Below are 15,394 nucleotides of genomic sequence, written 5' to 3' on the forward strand. Positions count from 1 at the left end.
AGGTTACTCACGTGTTACTCACCCGTTCGCCACTAATCCCCCAGCAAGCTGGGATCATCGTTCGACTTGCATGTGTTAAGCACGCCGCCAGCGTTCATCCTGAGCCAGGATCAAACTCTCCGTTGAAAAACAAAAATCAAACAGACACAACCACACCCACCGGAAATAACGGCAAACACGGCTGCACAAAATTCGAAACCAGCTGAAAACCAGACCACCACACACGGGGGTGCGCAATGATCCAGCCATAATTTCAACCAATCAAAAAAACAATCGGTATCAACAAACTTGGCACACTATTGAGTTCTCAAACAACAGGTCACTATCCCAGAGCAGTACCACCAGCCTCAACTGGATCGCTCCGGAGCAACTTTTCAAACTTACCGGCTGGATTCCTTACGGTCAAATCGGCAAGACTGACTTGATTTTTCCTTGCGGTTTCTTGTCAGTTTGCGGTCTCAACCAGTGGAGCAGCGCGGGTACTAACTATACCCACACTTGGCCCCGGTTGGCAAAGCCGCCTTGGTGAGGGCCGCCGTCGTCGAGCCGTTGCCTGTAGATCCGGCCGTAAACGCAAGCCGGCCGGGAACCAGCAACGCTCCCCCACGTGAGTGAGAGAGCGTTGCTCGAAAGCGGCCGTTATGTGAGCGAGGGACGCTGGAAAAGGGTGGTGATGTGAGAGAGGATCAGCCAGCCGGCGTGAACCATGAGGCGCCCAGCGGAGGAAGCGTTACAGTCAGCGCCGCAGGTTGTCCATCAGTTCCCGGAGTAGACGCCGTCAGCGATCCTGCGTTGACAACCCCCGAGCCGCCGTATGTCTCAGCGTCCGTGTTGAGGACTTCCGTCCACTCCCCTGCTGCCGGTACGCCCAAGATGTAATCCTTGTGCGGACCGCCGGAGAAGTTCACTGCGCACACCAGCGGTTTGCCGTCGTGGTCCCAGCGGATGAACGTGAGGACGTTGTGATCAGCATCCCCGCCGTTGACCCATTGGAAACCGCCGGCCTCGTTGTCCCGCTGGTAAAGGGCCGGCGTTGCGGTATAGAGCTCGTTCAGATCCTTGATCAGGAGCTGCAGCCCGCGGTGCGCGGGAATGTCGGCGAGGAACCAATCCAGTCCGTACTGTTCGGACCATTCGGCTTCCTGGCCGAACTCAGTGCCCATGAAGATGAGCTGCTTGCCCGGATGCGCCCACTGGTACGCGAAGAAGGCGCGCAGGTTTGCCAGTTGCTGCCACCGGTCGCCCGGCATCTTGCGCAGCATGGAGCCTTTGCCGTGAACTACTTCGTCGTGGCTGATGGGCAGCAGGAAGTTCTCAGTGAAGGCATAGACCAAGGAGAACGTGATGGTGCCGTGGTGCCATTTGCGGTTGATGGGGTCTTCGGAAATGTACTTGAGCGAATCATGCATCCAGCCCATGTTCCATTTGAGCCCGAAGCCGAGTCCGCCGTGGTTGGTGGGAGCCGTAACACCGGGGAATGCGGTGGATTCCTCGGCAATGATGATGGCGCCCGGGTGGGACTTGTAGACGGTGGCGTTGACTTCCTGCATGAAGGAAATGGCTTCGAGGTTCTCACGCCCGCCGAACTTGTTGGGCTTCCACTGCCCTTCTTCGCGGGAATAGTCCAGGTAGATCATCGAGGCAACAGCATCTACACGCAGGCCATCAATGTGGAATTCTTCCAGCCAGTACAGCGCGTTGGACACCAGGAAGTTCCTGACCTCGCTGCGCCCAAAGTCGAAGATCAGCGTTCCCCAGTCCGGGTGTTCGCCCAAGGCAGGGTCCGAGTGCTCGTACAGTGGCTGGCCGTCGAACTGTGCCAGCGCCCAGGAGTCCTTGGGGAAGTGGGCAGGTACCCAGTCAAGGAGGACGCCGATGCCGGCCTGGTGAAGCGAATCCACCAGGAACCGGAACTCGTCCGGGTGTCCGAACCGTGAGGTCGGCGCGAAGTAGGACGTCACTTGGTAGCCCCACGAACCGCCGAAGGGGTGCTCCGCCACCGGCATGAACTCAACGTGGGAGAAGCCGAGCCACTTCACGTAGTCCACGAGTTCCTTGGCGAGTTCCTTGTACCCAAGGCCCAGCCGCCAGGATCCCAGGTGGACTTCGTAGACGCTCATGGGCGAGTTGTGCGGGTCTTTCGCAGCACGCGCGCTCATCCATTCCGCATCCTTGAACCGGTAGCTGGCGTCCACAACACGTGAGGCCGTCAGTGGCGGAACCTCGGTGCCGAAAGCCAGCGGATCGGCCTTTTCAATCCAGTGTCCCGACTTGGTCAGGATCTCGTATTTGTAGCACGCCCCTGCTACAACACCCGGGATGAACAGTTCCCACACACCGGAGGACCCCAGTGAACGCATTCCGTGGGAGCGGCCATCCCACGCGTTGAAGTCGCCCTTCACACGTACGGCCTGGGCGTTGGGGGCCCAGACGGCGAAGGAAACTCCGTCCACCTCACCCAGCGCGGAGCGGTAATGCTGAACGTGCGCACCCAGAACATCCCAAAGGCGTTCGTGGCGGCCTTCGCCGATCAGGTGCAGGTCCACCTCACCCACGGTAGGCAGGTAGTGGTACGGGTCATCGATGGTGACGGGTTCGACGTCGTACACCACTTCCAAACGGTAGTCAGGCACGTGGCCGGCCTGCAGCGGTTCCAGAACAGCAGTCCAGACGCCGTGGGCCTCGTGGGTCATGTCGGTGCGGCCGGCTTCGGTCACTACAACCACGGACTTCGCGAGGTGCTTCACGGTGCGGATGGTGACGTGGCCGTGATCGTCCAAGTGTGCGCCCAGCACTGAGTGGGGTGCATGGTAGGCGGCGGCCGCCACGCGTTCCAAGGTCTCGGAGTCCACGTGCAGGGGAACTCGCGGCCGTTCGGTGCGTGCAGAGCCAGTCATGTCATTACCTTCCGCTGTAGCTGCCGCATGCTTGCCGCGGCTAGTGTTTTCGAGGATTCGTCGGGATGCATTCACGGGGATCGACAACCAGTCGGGCCGGTTCCGCAACTCGTAAACAACCTCGTATAAGGCCTTGTCCAGCCACAATGCCACAAAGAGCGGCGAGCGGCGGTCAATAGTTCCCGGGGTGACCTCGCTATACCCCTCAAGGAACGCGGCAGCGCAGTCATCCACCCAGGCTTCAGGCACTCTGACGTCGATGTTTTCGAGCGTGGCGGCCCCGGCTGCGTAGTCGAACGAGCGCAGCATCCCGGTGACATCCCGCAAAGGAAGATCGGGAGTATTGCGCTCATCAATGGTCCGGAGCGGCTCGCCCTCGAAGTCAAGGATGGCCCACCGCCCTGGCTGCCCCTCAGTGCCGGGAACCAACAGAATCTGGCCCAGGTGGAGGTCGCCGTGGACGCGCTGCAACTGGCCAACGTCGCGGGGATCCAGAGCCGCCAGCAACTCATCGAGTTGTTGGTCATGGGGACCGACGGCGGACGAGGCTTCCGCCCACGAGCCGCGGACGCGCCGGACTACTGAGGCGATGATGTCCGGGCCCTGTTCCTGCCCGTCCTGGGTTCCGAATGTTTCAGCGAGCCTGGCATGAACCGTGGCAGTAGCAGCGCCCAGCCCGCGGGCTTCTGCGGTGAAATCCTTACCGGCCGCGGCTGCCTCCACCGCCAGGCGCCAAGCGTCCCGGCCGCCGAGGAGAAACTCGTGGGCAACGGTCAGCTCACCGGTGGCCACTGTTGAACCGTTCGACGCCGGACCATTCCACGAGCCGGTAATCCAGCCAAGCGTCGCGGGAACCTCCGTGGTGCCAGCCGCGGTCAGGGCAGCGCCAAGCTCCACTTCAGGATTCTTGCCGTCGGCAAGCACACGGAAGATTTTGATGATCGCCGCCGAATCGCCGTCGTCAATGATGACTGACGTGTTGGATTGCTCACCCGAGAGGACACGCACTGACGTTGGGTCTTTCGGGAGCGCTACACGGCCAGTGGTTAGGTGTCCTTGGGCACCGCCCACTGTTCCTTCACTGCGCATGAGTTCCAGCCATGCTGTGACGAAGTCGGAATCGTAGACGGCATCGTAAACGAGCCTCAGGCCTAGTTCTGGATCCGTCACCTCGCCCAGCAAAGCTGTTGGCGCATCGGATAGCGGCTGGCTCCGGTAGCTCAACGGAACCTGAACAACGTCAGTCCGCGAACCGCCGTCGGCCGTTCGGTGGGTTACCGCCAACAGCACAACTTCCAGCTGTGCGTCGCCGCTTGCATGGGGGAGGCTGAAGCCGCCCACCTGCTCCAGCGCAAAGTCGGGGCTCTTGACCGGGAACCAGCGCTTGCCTGGCAGCCAGGTCCGGAGAAGTCCTTCAATGGAGGGGCTCAAGTGTTCCTCGTTCATCTCATCCTTTGGAGGTCACCACGGGAATCGCCTGGGTAAAAGGCGACGAGGGATTGGAAAATGCCGAGCGAACCCGCAGCCAATAGAAGCTGTGGCTGCCCAACATCACGGTCAGATGACCGTTGTCTCCGACCGCCGGGAAGGGCTGGCCGCCGAAAATGTCGCGCAGGCCCCTGCCCGCGAACTCGGGAATGTCCAGCGTTGCCGCTACAGGGTGCTGGGAGAGGTTGAAGACGCACAATATGGTTTCGGCGTCCTCCCCCTCGGGGTTACCCGCCGGCAACTCGCGAACATAGGCGAGCACCACTTCATGATCCGCCTCGATATGCCGGAAACCGCCCAGACCAAACACCGGATGGTTCTTCCGGACGCTCAGGATCTGGCGGGTCCAGCGCAGCAGCGAACCTGAGTGCGCGGCCTCGGCCTCAACGTTGGCCATGCTGTAGTTGTACACCAGCGATTGGATGACCGGCAGGTACAGCTGGCCTGGATCAGCACCGGAAAAACCTGCGTTCCGATCAGGGTTCCACTGCATCGGAGTTCGGACGGCATCACGGTCATCGAGCCAAATGTTGTCCCCCATGCCGATCTCATCCCCGTAATAGAGGAAAGGACTGCCCGGCAAGGACAGCAGCAGCGCGTTGATCAGCTCAATCTCGGAACGGGAGTTGTCCAGCAACGGCGCCAAGCGTCGTCGAATACCAATGTTGGCCCGCATCCGCGGATCCGGGGCGTACCATCCGAGCATGGCGGCGCGCTCTTCTGCTGGCACCATCTCCAACGTCAGTTCGTCGTGGTTCCTCAGGAAAGTCCCCCACTGCGCGCCCTTGGGTATCTCCGGGGTGTTCCGCAGTGTCTCAATGATGGGAGCGGCCTTCTGGTCCCGCAAGGCGTAGTAGAGCCTGGGCATGATGGGGAAGTGGAAGGCCATGTGGCATTCGGGGGCTTCCTCCGTGCCAAAGTACTCCACCACCTCATGCGGGGGCTGGTTCGCCTCGGCAATGATGACCCGGCCGGGGTAGTTCGAGTCCACCATCCGGCGGAGGTCCTGCAGGAAGGTGTGCGTGGCAGGCAGGTTCTCGCAGTTGGTTCCGTCTTCTTCGAACAGATAAGGGATGGCGTCAGCACGGAAGCCATCGATGCCCTGGTCCAGCCAGAAGCGGACTACGTCATAGAGCGCCTCAATCACCTTGGGGTTCTCGAAGTTCAGGTCCGGCTGGTGGCTGAAGAAGCGGTGCCAGAAGAACTGCCGGCGGATGGGATCGAACGTCCAGTTGGACTCTTCTGTGTCAACGAAGATGATGCGCGCGTCCTGGTACTTCTCGTCAGTATCGCTCCACACGTAGAAATCGCCGTAGGGACCCGTTGGGTCCTTACGCGATTCCTGGAACCAGGGATGCTGGTCCGAGGTGTGGTTCAACGGGAGGTCGATGATCACACGGACCCCACGGGCGTGGGCCTCGGCAACCAATCTTTTGAAGTCGCTGATGGTACCGAACTCGTCCAGCACGGACGTGTAGTCCGCAATGTCATAACCGCCATCGCGCAACGGGGAATGGAAGAACGGCGGCAACCACAGGCAGTCAACACCCAGCCACTGGAGGTAATCCAGTTTCTCGATCAGGCCGTGGAAGTCGCCGGACCCATCCCCGTTGGCGTCCGCAAAAGCCCGCACCAGTACCTCATAAAAGACTGCCTTGCGGTACCAGTGCGGATCGTGCTGGAGACCTGGGGCGTTCAACTCGAAGGTGTTCTTCGGCGTGAAGTACTGGCTGGGGTTCTGCGGAGAAAAACTCACTAAGGCTGCCTCCGGATGCTCAGTATGTGCGCCGGCTCAACGTGGGCATCCAGGCGGACGTAGTTGTGCTCGCCCCACTCCCAGCTCTCACCGCTGATCAAGTCGTCCACCCGGAACCGGCCGTCCTCGTTGAAGTCCGAAGGATCCAACTGTAGGGCCCCCAGGTCCAAGGACACCGTGCTTTCGCGGGTGCTGTGAGGATCCACGTTGACCACAATGATCAAGGTGTCCTTGGTGCCGTCCGGCAGCGTCTTGTGCTTGGAGTAGACAATCGTGGCGTCGTCGGTGCTGCTGTGAAGTGTCAGGTTCTGCAGATCGCCCAAGGCCACGTGATCCTTGCGGATGGTGTTGAGCCTGGTGATGTACGGCGCCAAGGTCCGCCCTGACTCGGCAGCGCCTTCCCAATCCCGCGCCTTGTACTCGTACTTTTCGTTATCGATGTACTCCTCCGCGCCCGGACGGGCCACGTGCTCGTACAACTCATAGCCCGCATAGACGCCCCACAGCGGGCTGGCCGTAGCGGCCAAGACCGCCCGGATGCGGAACGCGGCCGGGCCACCGTACTGCAGGTACTCGGTGAGAATGTCCGGGGTGTTCACAAAGAAGTTGGGACGGAAGAAGGCAGCGGTCTCGTGGCTGACCTCGTGGAAATACTGCTCCAGCTCGGTCTTGGTGTTCCGCCACGTGAAGTAGGAGTAGGACTGCTGGAATCCCGCGCGGCCCAAAGCGTGCATCATGGGCGGGCGTGTGAAGGCTTCGGCCAGGAAAACAACCTCGGGGTTCTTCTTGTTGATCTTGCCGATCAGCCATTCCCAGAACCAGACGGGCTTGGTGTGGGGATTGTCCACACGGAAAACCTTGACGCCGTGGCTGATCCACAGCTGGACAATCCGCAGGATCTCCTTGGAAAGGCCGGCCGGGTCGTTGTCAAAGTTCAGGGGATAAATGTCCTGGTACTTTTTCGGCGGGTTCTCTGCATAAGCGATGGAACCGTCCACTCGGGTGGTGAACCACTCCGGGTTGGACGCAACCCAAGGGTGGTCCGGAGCTGCCTGCAGGGCGAGGTCCAACGCAACCTCAAGTCCGAGCTCGTTGGCTCGCGCTACGAACGCGTCAAAGTCCTCAAACGTACCCAGTTCCGGGTGGATGGCGTCATGGCCACCGTCCCGGGAACCAATGGCCCACGGCGAACCGGGATCCTGCGGGCCCGGAGTCAACGTGTTGTTGCGGCCCTTGCGGTGTTGAAAACCGATCGGGTGGATAGGTGGCAGGTAGATGATGTCGAAGCCCATCTCCGCCACGGCGTCGAGCCTTCTGGCTGCCGTCCGGAAGTTGCCGGAGGTCCACACACCGGTGGAGTGATCCAGCACAGCGCCCTCTGAGCGGGGGAAGAACTCGTACCAGGAACCGCGGCCCGCGAGGTCGCGCTCCACCTGCAGCGGGAAACGCTCGGAAACAGTCACCAGTTCGCGGATCGGAACGCGTCCGACGGCGGCCAGCACCTCCGGGCTGAAGCCGGCGCCAAGGCGCTCCTCGGCAGTCTTGGTGGTGTCGGAGAGCACAACGGAAGCGGCACGCAAGGTGCGCTTCTCCGCAGCGCTGCGTCCGGCGTCGTCCACTGCTTCGGCGAGGAGGGCAGCACCCTCGGCAAGCATCAACTCAACGTCAATGCCGGCCCCCACTTTGACCTCAGCGTTGTGGTGCCAGGTGCCGTAGCGGTCATGCCAGGCCTCAATGACGAAGGACCAGGCGCCGGTGCCGGCGGGCGTGATCAAGCCCTCCCAGCGGTCCAGGCCCTTCCATTGCTCGCCCTCGGCCGGGGTCAGGCGGACGCGCTGACGCTCCTTGCCCTTGGGATCGAGCAGCACAGCGGATACGCCCAGCTGGTCATGGCCTTCACGGAAGACCGTGGCGCCAACCACGAGGTCCTCGCCCGGCAAGGCCTTCGCCGGGAAACGGCCACCCTCAACCACCGGCTGCACGGCCGTGATGGGGAACCGGCCGAAGCGAAGTCCCTCGGTGATGTCCGTAGTCGTCTTGGATTTCAGAGCGGTGATGGTTCGCGCGGTTTTCGTCACAACCACGACGTTAGCGAGAAAAATCACAGAATGCTAAGCACACGACCTTTCTCCTCGACGCAAGATGACTTTTACCTAAAAGAAACCCAATGCAGTTCCGGCTTCCATGCGAGTCCGTTAGTGTGGCGCTCGTGAAGGCTATTCGAAGGTTTACAGTCCGTACCGTCCTCCCCGAGCCCATCAGGCCCCTGGCCCGTCTGGCGACCAATTTGCGCTGGTCCTGGCACCGGCCCACTCGGGAACTTTTCGCGAGCCTCAACCCGGCTCTCTGGGAGGCCTCGCAGCACGACCCCATCGCCTTGCTGGGGTCCATCAGCCGCGAGCAACTGCAGGACCTGGCAAACGACGGAGAGGTTGTGGAACGCGTTCAGCACGCCGCAGCCGATCTGGACCGCTACCTCAGCGAACCCCGCTGGTACCAGGGCCTCAACGAGGACGCTCCGGCATGCATCGCGTACTTCTCCCCCGAGTTCGGCATCACCGAAGTGCTTCCGCAGTACTCCGGAGGTCTCGGAATCCTCGCCGGCGACCACCTCAAGGCCGCTTCGGACCTCGGCGTGCCGCTGATCGGCGTAGGCCTTCTGTATCAGGCCGGCTACTTCAAGCAGTCGCTCTCCCGGGACGCCTGGCAGCAGGAAACCTACCCCGTCCTGGACCCCGACGGACTCCCCCTGACGCTGCTTCGCCACCCTGCCAAGGACGGCGCCCCCGGAAAGCCAGTTCACATCTCCCTGCCGCTGCCCAACGGACGCGAACTCCACGCGCATGTCTGGCGTGCCGACGTCGGACGTGTTCCTCTGCTGCTCCTGGACTCCAACGTCCCCTCCAACGACGAAGCCGCGCGCGGCATCACCGACCGCCTGTACGGCGGCGGCGGCGACCACCGGCTCCAGCAGGAACTTCTCCTGGGCATGGGCGGCGTCAAAGCCCTGCGCGTCTATCAGGAGATCACCGGCACACCCGCGCCCGAGGTCTTCCACACCAACGAAGGTCACGCCGGCTTCCTGGGAATTGAACGCATCCAGGAAGCCATGTCCAACACCGACCACCCCCTCAGCTGGGACGAAGCCCTCGCCGCCGGCCGGGCATCCACCGTCTTCACCACGCACACACCCGTACCCGCCGGAATCGACCGCTTCGAAACCGTGCAAATCAAGCACTTCTTCGAAGCCGGGCTGGCACCCGCCGTGCCCACCGAACGCATCCTGGAACTCGGACGCGAAAACTACGACGGCGGCAACCCCTCGGTGTTCAACATGGCCGTAATGGGCCTGCGCCTGGCGCAACGAGCAAACGGTGTGGCCAAGCTGCACGGCGTGGTGTCCCGCGAAATGTTCGCCGGACTCTGGCCGGGATTCGACCACTCCGAAATCCCCATCACCTCCGTCACCAACGGCGTCCACGTGCCCACGTGGGTGGATCCCCGCATCTCCGCCCTTGCACGGACCCAATTCGGGGCCGAAGCCGAAGCCATGGGACGCTGGGACCTGGCCTACAACGTCAGCGACGAAGACGTCTGGGCCCTCCGCCGGGAGCTCCGCGCCCAGCTCATCGACGACGTCCGACGCCGGCTCCGCGCCTCCTGGAAGAAGCGCGGCGCGGCCGATGCCGAACTCGGTTGGACCGACTCCGTGCTGGACCCCGACGTCCTGACCATCGGATTCGCACGCCGTGTGCCCACCTACAAACGGCTCACCCTCATGCTGCGCGATCCTGCACGGTTGAAAGCCCTCCTGCTGGACCCCAAGCACCCCATCCAGCTGGTCATTGCAGGCAAGTCCCACCCCGCAGACGACGCCGGCAAGAAAATGATCCAGGACCTGGTCAAGTTCACCGACGACCCCCAGGTGCGGCACAGGATCGTGTTCCTGCCCAACTATGACATCGCCATGGCAAGGACCCTGTTCCCCGGCTGCGACGTCTGGCTCAACAACCCGCTCCGCCCGCTCGAAGCGTGCGGCACCTCCGGCATGAAAGCAGCCATCAACGGCTCGCTCAACCTCTCCGTCCTGGACGGCTGGTGGGACGAAATGTACGACGGCGAAAACGGCTGGGCAATCCCCACAGCCAACAACAACGCCTCCTCCGAGGAACGGGACGACATTGAGGCATCGGCACTCTACGAACTCCTGGAAACCCAGGTAGCGCCACGGTTCTACGGCACAACGGTGGCACAAGCCGCCGGCGCGGCCGGACCCTCGGAATCCAGCGTTGAGACCGTGCCCACCCACTGGGTGTCAATGATCAAGCACACGCTGGCCAACCTGGGCCCGGCAGTCTCGGCAGAACGCATGCTCCACGACTACGTCAACAACCTCTACTGCCCGGCCGCTGTATCCGGGCGCAGGGCAGTTGCCGAAGCGTTCAAGGAAGCCAAGGAGCTCGCATCCTGGACCACCAAGGTAAGGAACGCGTGGCCCGAGGTTGTGGTGGAACACGTTGACTCCGTGGGCGTCTCCGAAGAACCCCAGGTAGGCGACGCGCTCCAAGTCAACGCCTACGTGGCTCTCAACAACCTGACACCCGACGACGTCTCCGTGGAAGTAGCCTTCGGACGAGCCGAGGAATCCGACGAGCTCGAAGACATTGTGGTTGCCGAACTGGACTCGGTGGAAGACCTCGGCGGCGGACGCCACCTGTTCAGCGGGTCCTTGGTGATCAACAGGTCCGGCTCCTTCGGCTATACCGTCCGGGTGTTCCCGAAGCACTCAGCGTTGGCATCCAAAGCTGAGCTGGGATTGATCGCGAACGCCTAGTCCGCCGTAGCCCAATTGGCGACCGTAACCCTCTGCGTGCTGCTCCTTCGTCGCTTTGACGCACGCTGCCGGGTCACGGTCGCCAATTGCGTCTCAAGGCCCGCTACGGTTGGGATCCATAGGGCCCGTTGGCGCGACTAGTTTTCGAAGACCGCGATGACCGTGAGGTCGCGGCCGGCGTACTTTTCCGCGTCTTGGAGGATTTCGCAGACTACTCCGAAGGAGCGGTCCGTGCGGTAGGCCGCGGGGACCTGCCAGATCATGGTGACGGGGCTGCCGTCGTCCTCTGAGAGGGCATCGGCGTAGTCATGCAGGGAGTCGTTGAGGGCGTCCAGGTTCACGCCGTAGTACTCGGGGAAGTCGAGGACCTGGCCGAAAACCTCAAGAACCGCCTGCTTGGTGCTTGCGGGTGGGACCAGTAGGGTCCTGCGACCCGCATCGGAGACCTGCTCCTGCAGTTCTTCGAGGGTCCAGGTGTCCGCCGAATAGATTTTCATGGGCTCCTACTTGTCTTCGACAATGAATTTGAAGGACTCGTAATGGTCCGGTGTGTAGTACTTGGCTGAGTCTTTACCCACAATGATTCTTCGCGCACCGCGGTCCGACTCCCCCGGCGTACGTACCGTGTACTCCTTGTAGAAACCACCGGACTTCTTGGGCAGCAAACCCTCGAAGTTGCCGAAATTCACGCCGTCACGGTCGTAAGGGTACGGGCCGCCCTTAGCAATCAGGACAAGGGTTTGGCGGGCTTCCCTGGGTAGCTGCGAGGCATTGATGGAGGGCAGCGCAGAAGGGTTGGCGACAGCCCGGCCGGGCGCCGACGTGCTGACTACCTGGGGTGACATCGACGGAGAGCCAGGTTCCGGCGTCGTGGTTTGCGCGGTCAGTGAGCCACCACCCACCATGGCAACCACCAGCACGACGACGGCGATCACCAGTCCCGCGAAGGCCACCAGTTTGTTTCGGCTGCTCATGCGGTGAACTCCCTGCGTGGTTAGTGCCTAGGTGCGGTAGACGTTAATGGTGTTGGCTTGCAGGATATCCCGCTCGCCGGAAGCCACCAACGCCCCCTTCCTGCGCTCATGCAGCACCGAGGTGGTGAAGCGAAGTTCGAACATGCGCTTACCGATGCCTGACTCGCTCAAAATCTCAGGCAGGACCATTTTCACGTCCTGGTTGCTGCCGTTCACCGAGATCAAGCCGCGGATCTCACTGTCCTCGTGACCCATCAGGAGCTGGACGGAACGGAGGTCGGGCTCGTTCCAGCGCGCCGGAGTCATCCGCTTTCCCTTGTCATCAAACCATTGCAAGCTGGAGTCGTTGGCGTTGCCGGGGAAACTCTCGGGCTGATGCCGCAGAAACCACCGGCGCAGCCTGACCAGTTCGCGCGTGGTCCTGAACATGGCATTGGCTTCCTGGGTCCGGCTCCAATCGAGCCAAGCCGTGGGGTTGTCCTGGCAGTAGGCATTGTTGTTGCCCTGTTGGGTCCGCCCGATCTCGTCACCGGCAGTGATCATGGGAACACCGAAAGACAGGAGCAAAGTGGCCATCAGATTGCGGACCGACAGTGCGCGGGCGGCCACGATTGCCTCGTTTTCGCTCCGCCCCTCCACGCCGTGGTTATAGCTGCGGTTGTCTCCGTGGCCATCCCGGTTCTGCTCGCCGTTAGCCTCATTGTGCTTACGGTCGTAGCTCACCAGGTCTTTGAGGGTAAAGCCGTCATGAGCAGTGATGAAGTTGACGCTGGCCAGCCGTGTGCGTCCCGATGACGCGAAGAGATTGGCGGAGCCCGCCATCAGCTCAGCCAGTGACGCAATGGAGCCGCCATGGCCACCGGATTCCATGGCAGCCCGGTCGGATAGCCAGAAGCTCCGGACGCCGTCGCGGAAATGGTCATTCCAGTCCGACCAGCCCTGCGGGAAGCGGCCGGTCTGCCAGCCACCGTAGCCCACGTCCCAAGGTTCGGCGATCAGTTTGACCCCTGAAAGTACGGGGTCCTCGGCAATCGCCTGCAGGAATGGGTGCTGCGGATCAAAGGTGTTGCTGGCATCGCGGCACAGTGTCACGGCGAGGTCGAAGCGGAACCCGTCCACATGGAAGTCGTTCACCCAGTAACGCAAGGAATCCAATGCCAGGTCAACCACTACTGGATCACTGAAATCCAACGTGTTGCCGCACCCGGTGGTATCCAAGTAACGGCCGTGGGCATCGTGCCGGTAATAGCGTTTCTCAGCCAATCCACGGAAGCTCAGTGGCGGTCCGTCCGGCCCCGCCTCGGCGGTGTGGTTGTACACGACGTCAAGGATGACTTCGATCCCCGCCGCATGGAGCAGCTTGATCATGCCCTTGAGCTCATCCTGCACCGCATGGGGACCAGCGTTGCGAGCCGCCTCCGTGGCGTAGTCAGCGTGGGGAGCGAAAAAAGCGGCCGTGTTGTAGCCCCAATAATTGGTCATTCCCAGGTCCTGAAGATGGGACTCATCCAGGTGGAAATGAATGGGCAGGAGCTGGACAGCGGTGATGCCTAGTTCGGTGAGGTGCTGGATCATCACAGGATGCGCCATGCCAGCATACGTCCCGCGGAGGTGCTCCGGGATGTCCGGGTGGAGCATGGTCTGGCCGCGGACGTGTGCCTCATAGATCACCGAGGTACGCATGGGCGTCCGCGGCGGTTGATCGTCGCCCCAATCAAAGCCTGTCTCCACGTGGACACTGGTGAGGAACTCGCCCCGCTGGTCCACGGCGCGGCCATAAGGATCGAGCAGCAGCGGCTGGCCGCCGTCGTTATCCAGGTCCAAAGCCGGCATGGACAGAGGAAGCCCGCCCTCGCTCGGGGCGGCCCGGAAGCCGTAGCGGGTGCCTGGCGGCATGCCGTTGACAAGGCTGAAGTGCACGCCGTCCTCGGTGTTGGACAGGATGTGGGACTGCCAAGCTTCCCCAGGTGCTTGGAACACCACCTCCACCCGGTCCAGATCCGGGGCGAACACGGCCACGTTCACCAAATTTTCCGGGGTGATCTGGGCGTCGGGAACTGCGGGCTGGGGCGTGCTCAGTCCGAGGGGCCTGGGTTGCGATGCGTCCAGGGCAGTTGCTGTGTCAAAAATAGGCATAACCATTGCTTGCAAGTTTAGTTCCACGCAAAGCATGTACCGCGCGGGCCCGCCATGTGACGACGTTCAGCGTCTCGATTTCATTACTTGCCCCAATATGGCGGGATTTGATCAGCCACTCACGTGCTGAAACGCCGCATGTGAGTCCGGCCGGGTGGGGATGGAGGGAAGTAATTGTGTCGCCTTGCTCTGCCTCCTTGCCAGTCGGATTGGCATACTGGGACCAAGACAACTGGAGGTTACATCGTGCGAGTGGCACTTGCCCAAGTCATCACCGGCCGGGATCTGGCCGGCAACCTGCGGCTCCTTGAGGACAACGCCCGCCGGGCCAAGGACGGCGGCGCCGAGTTGGTGGTGTTCCCCGAGGCGATGATGCGCGCGTTCGGAAACTCGCTGCTGGACATCGCCGAGCCGTTGGACGGGCCGTGGGCCAGCCGGGTGAGAGCCCTCGCCGAGGAACTTCAGCTGGTGATCGTGGCGGGCATGTTCACCCCGGGCAGCCCCTCCGATTCCGGTTCACCGCGGGTGCGGAACACGCTTCTGGCCACGGGACCGGGCGTGGAAGCGAGCTACGACAAAATCCACCTCTTTGACGCGTTCGGTTTTGCGGAATCGGACACCGTTGAGGCTGGCACCGATCCGGTAACGTTCGACGCCGGTGGTCTCACCTTTGGTTTGGCCACCTGCTACGACATCCGTTTCCCCGCCTTGTTCATGGCCAATGCCCAGCGCGGCGCTGTAGTCAACATCGTTTCCGCGTCCTGGGGTTCCGGGCCCGGCAAGGCCGAGCAGTGGCAACTCCTGGCCCGTGCCCGCGCCGTGGACACCACCACGATCGTCCTCGCCTGCGGCCAAGGCGATCCGGCAAGCCAAGGCATCGAGGTTAAAGGTTCCGCGCCCACGGGAGTGGGGTACTCCGCCGTCGTATCCCCGTTCGGACAGGTACTGGAAGCCCTCGACGGCGAGCCGGGCCTTATTTTCTACGACCTCGACCCCGCCACTGTGGAAGACGCCCGCCAAAAACTTCCCGTGCTGGCCAACCGCCGCGACTTCTAACCCGTCCCGGTGGATTCCCCATTTTGCTCGGCGGCCCAAACCCGACGGATGTGATAGAGCGTCCGGCCTAAACCCGAGGGATGTGAGAGAGCGTCCGGCCCAAACCCGACGGATGTGATAGAGCGTTGAACTCCGGGCACACGAAAGGCGCCGCAAGTGCCATCCGGAAGCGTGCGTCTCAGCGAGGAACGAGCGAGCACGCGGAGGATGGCGCTTGCGGCGCCTTCTTGAGGACTACTTGGCGCTTGCGGCG

8 protein-coding genes and 1 rRNA gene are annotated in these 15,394 nt (G+C 62.2%); 2 read left to right on the forward strand and 7 right to left on the reverse strand.

The annotated features are described in order from the left end of the window. The 4 genes from MOD31_RS00005 to MOD31_RS00020 all read right to left on the reverse strand — a co-directional run. Positions 1–126 (reverse strand): 16S ribosomal RNA (locus MOD31_RS00005); the annotation flags it as partial. Positions 127–686: 560 nt separating this feature from the next. Continuing rightward, entirely contained in the window at positions 687–4,343 is a 3,657-nt protein-coding gene (locus tag MOD31_RS00010; RefSeq protein WP_250819520.1) for a 1,4-alpha-glucan branching enzyme, read from the reverse strand. Position 4,344: 1 nt separating this feature from the next. Next, on the reverse strand, positions 4,345–6,141 hold the full coding sequence (gene treS, locus MOD31_RS00015; RefSeq protein ID WP_142936557.1) for a maltose alpha-D-glucosyltransferase: 1,797 nt from the start codon (positions 6,139–6,141) through the stop codon (positions 4,345–4,347). Continuing rightward, positions 6,141–8,225 carry an alpha-1,4-glucan--maltose-1-phosphate maltosyltransferase gene (locus tag MOD31_RS00020; protein ID WP_187697050.1) on the reverse strand — a complete coding sequence of 695 codons (2,085 nt, stop codon included), beginning with the start codon at positions 8,223–8,225 and terminating at the stop codon, positions 6,141–6,143. The genes treS and MOD31_RS00020 overlap by 1 nt, the downstream gene beginning before the upstream one ends. A gap of 125 nt (positions 8,226–8,350) precedes the next feature. Between MOD31_RS00020 and glgP the strand changes: the two genes are divergently transcribed. Further along, positions 8,351–10,975 carry an alpha-glucan family phosphorylase gene (gene glgP, locus MOD31_RS00025; RefSeq protein ID WP_187697048.1) on the forward strand — a complete coding sequence of 875 codons (2,625 nt, stop codon included), beginning with the start codon at positions 8,351–8,353 and terminating at the stop codon, positions 10,973–10,975. Positions 10,976–11,112: 137 nt separating this feature from the next. On the opposite strand, the gene MOD31_RS00030 is transcribed toward glgP, so the two are convergent. The 3 genes from MOD31_RS00030 to glgX are packed head-to-tail and all read right to left on the reverse strand — an operon-like array spanning position 11,113 to position 14,091. Continuing rightward, positions 11,113–11,472: a barstar family protein gene (locus MOD31_RS00030; RefSeq protein WP_142936560.1), complete on the reverse strand. Its 360-nt coding sequence runs from the start codon at positions 11,470–11,472 to the stop codon at positions 11,113–11,115. 6 nt (positions 11,473–11,478) lie between these two features. Next, the gene (locus tag MOD31_RS00035; RefSeq protein ID WP_250819521.1) at positions 11,479–11,949 is read right to left on the reverse strand and encodes a ribonuclease domain-containing protein; all 471 of its coding nucleotides are present in this window, start codon (positions 11,947–11,949) and stop codon (positions 11,479–11,481) included. A gap of 27 nt (positions 11,950–11,976) precedes the next feature. Then, positions 11,977–14,091: a glycogen debranching protein GlgX gene (gene glgX / locus MOD31_RS00040; protein WP_250819522.1), complete on the reverse strand. Its 2,115-nt coding sequence runs from the start codon at positions 14,089–14,091 to the stop codon at positions 11,977–11,979. Positions 14,092–14,331: 240 nt separating this feature from the next. Between glgX and MOD31_RS00045 the strand changes: the two genes are divergently transcribed. Next, positions 14,332–15,141, forward strand: a complete 810-nt coding sequence (locus tag MOD31_RS00045) for a carbon-nitrogen hydrolase family protein (protein WP_250819523.1) — start codon at positions 14,332–14,334, stop codon at positions 15,139–15,141. Positions 15,142–15,394: the final 253 nt, after the last annotated feature.

Source organism: Paenarthrobacter sp. TYUT067 (assembly GCF_023656375.1).
GTDB lineage: Bacteria > Actinomycetota > Actinomycetes > Actinomycetales > Micrococcaceae > Arthrobacter.

Bases quoted from the DNA above. Each gene is read 5' to 3' on its own strand.
- MOD31_RS00010 (WP_250819520.1), bottom strand. From the start codon at position 4,343: ATGAACGAGGAACACTTGAGCCCCTCCATTGAAGGACTTCTCCGGACC.
- MOD31_RS00030 (WP_142936560.1), bottom strand. From the start codon at position 11,472: ATGAAAATCTATTCGGCGGACACCTGGACCCTCGAAGAACTGCAGGAG.
- MOD31_RS00035 (WP_250819521.1), bottom strand. From the start codon at position 11,949: ATGAGCAGCCGAAACAAACTGGTGGCCTTCGCGGGACTGGTGATCGCC.
- glgX (WP_250819522.1), bottom strand. From the start codon at position 14,091: ATGGTTATGCCTATTTTTGACACAGCAACTGCCCTGGACGCATCGCAA.